Consider the following 5,083-nt stretch of genomic DNA (forward strand, 5'->3'; position numbering starts at 1 on the left):
GATTCACCCACTCCCGATTCACCCACTCCCCTTCACCCAGAGGAAAAACGATGTCCCTGATCAACACCCAGATCCAGCCGTTCGAAGCCAACGCTTACCTGAATGGCGAGTTCATCAAGGTCTCCGACAGCACCCTGAAGGGCCAGTGGTCGGTCCTGATCTTCATGCCGGCAGCCTTCACCTTCAACTGCCCGACCGAGATCGAAGACGCCGCTGACCATTACGCCGAATTCAAGAAGGCCGGCGCCGAGGTCTACATCGTCACCACCGACACCCACTTCTCGCACAAGGTCTGGCACGAAACCTCGCCGGCCGTGGGCAAGGCCCAGTTCCCGCTGGTCGGCGACCCGACCCACCAGCTGACCCGCGCCTTCGGCGTGCACATCGAAGAAGAAGGCCTGGCCCTGCGCGGCACCTTCATCATCAACCCGGAAGGCGTGATCAAGACCCTGGAGATCCACTCCAACGAGATCGCCCGTGACGTCTCCGAGACCCTGCGCAAGCTGAAGGCTGCCCAGTTCACCGCCGCCAACCCGAACCAGGTCTGCCCGGCCAAGTGGAAGGAAGGCGAGAAGACCCTGACCCCGTCGCTGGACCTGGTCGGCAAGATCTAAAGCAGCACCGGCCTGCCGCAGCCCCACGCTGTGGCGCGCCCATCCCCGTGCCGGCCACATCGCCGGCGTGGGGGTGAACCCAAGACGGCCGCGCCCGCATCGCCCCTTCCACAGGTCCGCGCTGCCCTCTTGGGTTCACCCCTACCCCCTCGCTGGTCCGCTACCTTCTACAGCGGTGCCACGCCCCCGTTTTGCCTGAAGCCAGGAGAAGACCATGTTGGACGCCAACCTGCAGTCGCAGCTGAAGACCTATCTGGAGCGCGTGACCCGCCCGATCCAGATCACCGCGCATGCCGACGACGGTGCCAAGTCGCAGGAGATGCTGGAACTGCTGCAGACCCTGGAAAGCCTGTCGGACAAGATCTCGCTGCAGGTGCTGCGCGACGGCCAAGGCCGCGTGCCGTCCTTCGACCTGGGGACGCCGGGCCAGGACATCCACCTGACCTTCGCCGGCCTGCCGATGGGCCACGAGTTCACTTCGCTGGTGCTGGCCCTGCTGCAGGTCGGCGGGCATCCGTCCAAGGCCACTGCCGAGCTGATCGAGCAGGTGCAGAACCTGGAAGGCGACTACCGGTTTGAAACCTATTTCTCGCTGTCCTGCCAGAACTGCCCGGACGTGGTGCAGGCACTGAACCTGGCCGCGGTGCTCAACCCGCGCATCCAGCACGTGGCCATCGACGGCGCGCTGTTCCAGGAGGAAGTCGAGCAGCGCGAGATCATGTCGGTGCCGACCGTCTACCTCAACGGCGCGGTGTTCGACCAGGGCCGCATGACCCTGGAGCAGATCGTGGCCAAGCTGGACACCAACGCCAGCAAGCGCGATGCCGAGAAGATCGCCGCCAAGGACGCCTTCGACGTGCTGGTGGTCGGTGGTGGCCCGGCCGGCGCCGCTGCGGCGATCTATGCCGCGCGCAAGGGCATCCGTACCGGCATCGCCGCCGAGCGTTTCGGTGGCCAGGTGCTGGACACCATGGCGATCGAGAACTTCATTTCGGTGAAGGAGACCGAAGGCCCGAAGCTGGCCACGGCGCTGGAACAGCACGTGCGCGAGTACGAGGTCGACATCATGGATCTGCAGCGCGCCAGTGCGCTGGTGCCCGCCGGCGAAGACGGCCTGGTGCAGGTGCAGCTGGAAAACGGCGCGGTGTTGAAGTCGCGCTCGGTGATCCTGTCCACCGGCGCGCGCTGGCGGCAGATGAACGTGCCCGGCGAAGACCAGTACCGCAACAAGGGCGTGGCGTACTGCCCGCACTGCGACGGCCCGCTGTTCAAGGGCAAGCGCGTGGCGGTGATCGGCGGCGGCAATTCCGGCGTTGAAGCGGCCATCGATCTGGCCGGCATCGTGTCGCATGTGACCCTGCTGGAGTTCGATTCCAGCCTGCGTGCCGACGAAGTGCTGCAGAAGAAGCTGCGCAGCCTGGCCAATGTCACCGTGCTGACCAGCGCGCAGACCACCGAAGTGCTGGGCGACGGCAGCCGCGTCACCGGCCTGGTCTACAAGGACCGTGTCGGCGGCGACTCCCATCGCGTCGAACTGGAAGGCATCTTCGTGCAGATCGGCCTGCTGCCGAACACCGAATGGCTGAAGGACACCGTGGCCCTTTCGCCGCGTGGCGAGATCGTCATCGATGACCGCGGGCAGACCAATCTGCCGGGTGTGTTCGCCGCGGGCGATTGCACGACGGTACCCTACAAGCAGATCATCATCGCGATGGGCGCCGGTTCGACCGCCGCACTGAGCGCTTTCGATCACCTGATCCGCTCCTCGGTTCCCAAGAGCAGCGGTGCGGTGGCCGAAGCGGCCTGATCCAACGTTCCCAGGCCATCGGGAGCACCATCAACCGGCTGGGCACGCCCTGCCGGTGCAGTACCCCGAGAGGTCTGAGGATGAACCTGCGTGACCTGAAATACCTGGTGGCCCTGGCCGATCACAAGCACTTCGGCCGGGCCGCCGCCTCCTGCTTCGTCAGCCAGCCCACGCTGTCGACCCAGATCCGCAAGCTGGAAGAGGAACTGGGCCTGCCGCTGGTGGAACGCGCACCGCGCAAGGTGATGTTGACCCCCGCCGGCCACGAAGCGGCCGCGCGGGCACGGGTGATCGTGGCCGAAGTGGAGCAGCTGAAAGAAGCGGCGCGACGCAGCCGCGATCCCGAAGCGGGCACGGTGCGCCTGGGGATCTTCCCCACCCTCGGCCCATACCTGCTACCGCACGTGATTCCGCGCATCCGCACGCGCTTCCCCGAGCTGGAACTGCTGCTGGTGGAGGAAAAGAGCGATGTGCTGCTGGAGCGCCTGCGCGAAGGCAGGCTCGACGCCGCGCTGTTGGCACTGCCGGTGATCGACGACCAGCTGCACGCCGAATTCCTGTTCGAGGAACCGTTCCTGCTGGCCGTGTCCGGCCGCCACCCGCTGGCCACGCGCGAGCATCTGGACGTACAGGAACTGGCCACGCAGAAGCTGCTGCTGCTGGAAGACGGCCACTGCCTGCGTGACCAGGCGCTGGAAGTCTGTCGACTGTTCGGCGCCAACGAAAAATCCGAATTCCGCGCCACCAGCCTGGAAACGCTGCGACAGATGGTCGCCGCCGACGTGGGCATCACCCTGCTGCCCAGCCTGTCGGTACAGCCGCCGGTGCCACGCTCGAACAACATCCGCCTGCTCGACTTCGTCGGCGAGGGCCGTCCCAGCCGTCGCATCGCCATGATCTGGCGGCGCAGCTCGGCAATGAACGAGTTCCTGATGGAGCTGGCCGAGCAGTTCAAGCGCCTGCCCGATGCGCTGTTCACGCTGGAGGCGCTGGCCCCGCCAAGCGGCGATGCTGCCACCCCGCCCACGCCGGTGCTGAACGGCTGAGACACCGCAGCCGGGCATCGAAACCGGCGGGAGTCGATTCCGGCCGCATTTGTCCCCACAATACAGTCAGGCGGCGCCAGCAGGTGCCGCCTTTTGCATGGCTTTCAACCAAGGAGCGTCACCATGAACACCGCCAGCGGCCTTCCGCCGTCGATCACTGTTTCCACCCTCGACATGGACCGCCTGGACGCCATGCTCGAATCCCCGGCACACAGCCAGACGCCGGCCGCGCGCACGCTTGCCGACGAGCTCAACCGCGCAACCGTGTTGCCGCCAGACCAGATTCCCGAAGGCATCGTCATGATGCATTCGCGCGTGGAGTGCGAAGATGAAGTGTCGGGCGAGAAGCATGTCCTGACCCTGGTCTTCCCCCGTGAAGCCAATGTCGATGAAGGCAAGGTGTCCGTGCTGGCGCCCGTCGGCAGCGCCCTGCTTGGCCTGGCCGTTGGCCAGAGCATCGACTGGACCGCCCCGGGCGGCCGCAAGCTGCGGCTGCGCGTGAGCGCGGTCCACAACGACCGTCCCTGACCTGCGCTGCGAACCGCGCGCGATCAGTTTCCCTGCAATCCCCGCACCAGGAGCCGTAATGAGTACCCCGTCCAAACTGTCCCAGCTGCGCGAACTGTCCGTGGTCGTTGCCGATACCGGTGACTACGAGGCGATCAAGCGCCTGCAGCCGGTGGACTGCACCACCAATCCGACCCTGGTGAAGAAGGCGCTGGACCTGCCGGTCTATGCGGAACTGATCGAACGCGAACTGGCCTGGGGCCGCCAGCAGGGCGGCGACCGCGAGGCCGTGGTGCACGCCGTGGCCGACCGCCTGACCATCGGCGTCGGTGCGCTGCTGAGCACGCTGGTGCCGGGCCGCGTCTCCACCGAAGTGGATGCCGACCAGGCCCACGACACCACCGCGACCGTGGCCAAGGCCCGTCAGTTCATCCAGATGTACGCCGATGCCGGCGTGCCGCGCGAGAAGATCCTGATCAAGATCGCTGCGACCTGGGAAGGCGTGGAAGCCGCGCGCGTGCTGCAGGCCGAAGGCATCGACTGCAACCTGACCCTGATCTTCAACCCCACCCAGGCGCTGGCCTGCAGCGAAGCCGGTGCGTTCCTGATCTCGCCGTTCGTCGGCCGCATCCTGGACTGGTACGTGGCCAACGGCCAGACCCCGGCGAACATCGACGAGGACCCGGGCGTGGTGTTCGTGCGTGGGGTGTATGCCGAATTCAAGCGCCGCGGTTCGCCGACCGTGGTGATGGGCGCCTCGTTCCGTTCGACCGCGCAGATCGAAGCGCTGGCCGGCTGCGACCGCCTGACCATTTCGCCGGACCTGCTGGAGAAGCTCGACGCCGACCACGGCGCGCTGCCGCGCAAGCTGGTGGCCGGTGCCGCTGAAGCGGTGCAGGTGACGCCGATCGACGCGGCAAAGTTCGCAGCCGACCTGGCCGCCGATCCGATGGCGACCGAGAAGCTGGCGACCGGTATCGATGCGTTTGCCAAGGATCTGCAGGCGCTGCGCGAGCGCATTCGCTCGGAACTGTGATTCCAGCCAACGGCTGAGCCCCTCGTGGCGGGGGCTTGGTCGCGAACTGCATGAAGCAACAGCCGCGCTGGGT

The 5,083-nt window shown here is 66.4% G+C and carries 5 protein-coding genes; all 5 read left to right on the forward strand.

Features of this window, described 5'->3' with window-relative positions; genetic code table 11:
- The first annotated feature begins 50 nt into the window (after positions 1-50).
- The 5 genes from ahpC to AC1DJN_RS20650 all read left to right on the forward strand — a co-directional run bounded on the left by ahpC (position 51) and on the right by AC1DJN_RS20650 (position 5,010).
- Positions 51-614, forward strand: a complete 564-nt coding sequence (ahpC, locus tag AC1DJN_RS20630) for an alkyl hydroperoxide reductase subunit C (protein ID WP_025877950.1) — start codon at positions 51-53, stop codon at positions 612-614.
- Between the two features lie 214 nt (positions 615-828).
- On the forward strand, positions 829-2,421 hold the full coding sequence (gene ahpF, locus AC1DJN_RS20635) for an alkyl hydroperoxide reductase subunit F (RefSeq protein WP_033830402.1): 1,593 nt from the start codon (positions 829-831) through the stop codon (positions 2,419-2,421).
- A gap of 80 nt (positions 2,422-2,501) precedes the next feature.
- Positions 2,502-3,467 carry a LysR substrate-binding domain-containing protein gene (locus AC1DJN_RS20640; protein ID WP_025877947.1) on the forward strand — a complete coding sequence of 322 codons (966 nt, stop codon included), beginning with the start codon at positions 2,502-2,504 and terminating at the stop codon, positions 3,465-3,467.
- A gap of 123 nt (positions 3,468-3,590) precedes the next feature.
- Complete coding sequence (rnk, locus tag AC1DJN_RS20645; protein WP_025877946.1) at positions 3,591-3,995, forward strand: nucleoside diphosphate kinase regulator; 405 nt, start codon at positions 3,591-3,593, stop codon at positions 3,993-3,995.
- 58 nt (positions 3,996-4,053) lie between these two features.
- Positions 4,054-5,010 (forward strand): transaldolase, encoded by a 957-nt coding sequence (locus AC1DJN_RS20650; protein WP_442252033.1) that lies wholly within the window; start codon positions 4,054-4,056, stop codon positions 5,008-5,010.
- Positions 5,011-5,083 lie beyond the last annotated feature (73 nt).

Source organism: Stenotrophomonas sp. 05L414_2 (assembly GCF_056397905.1).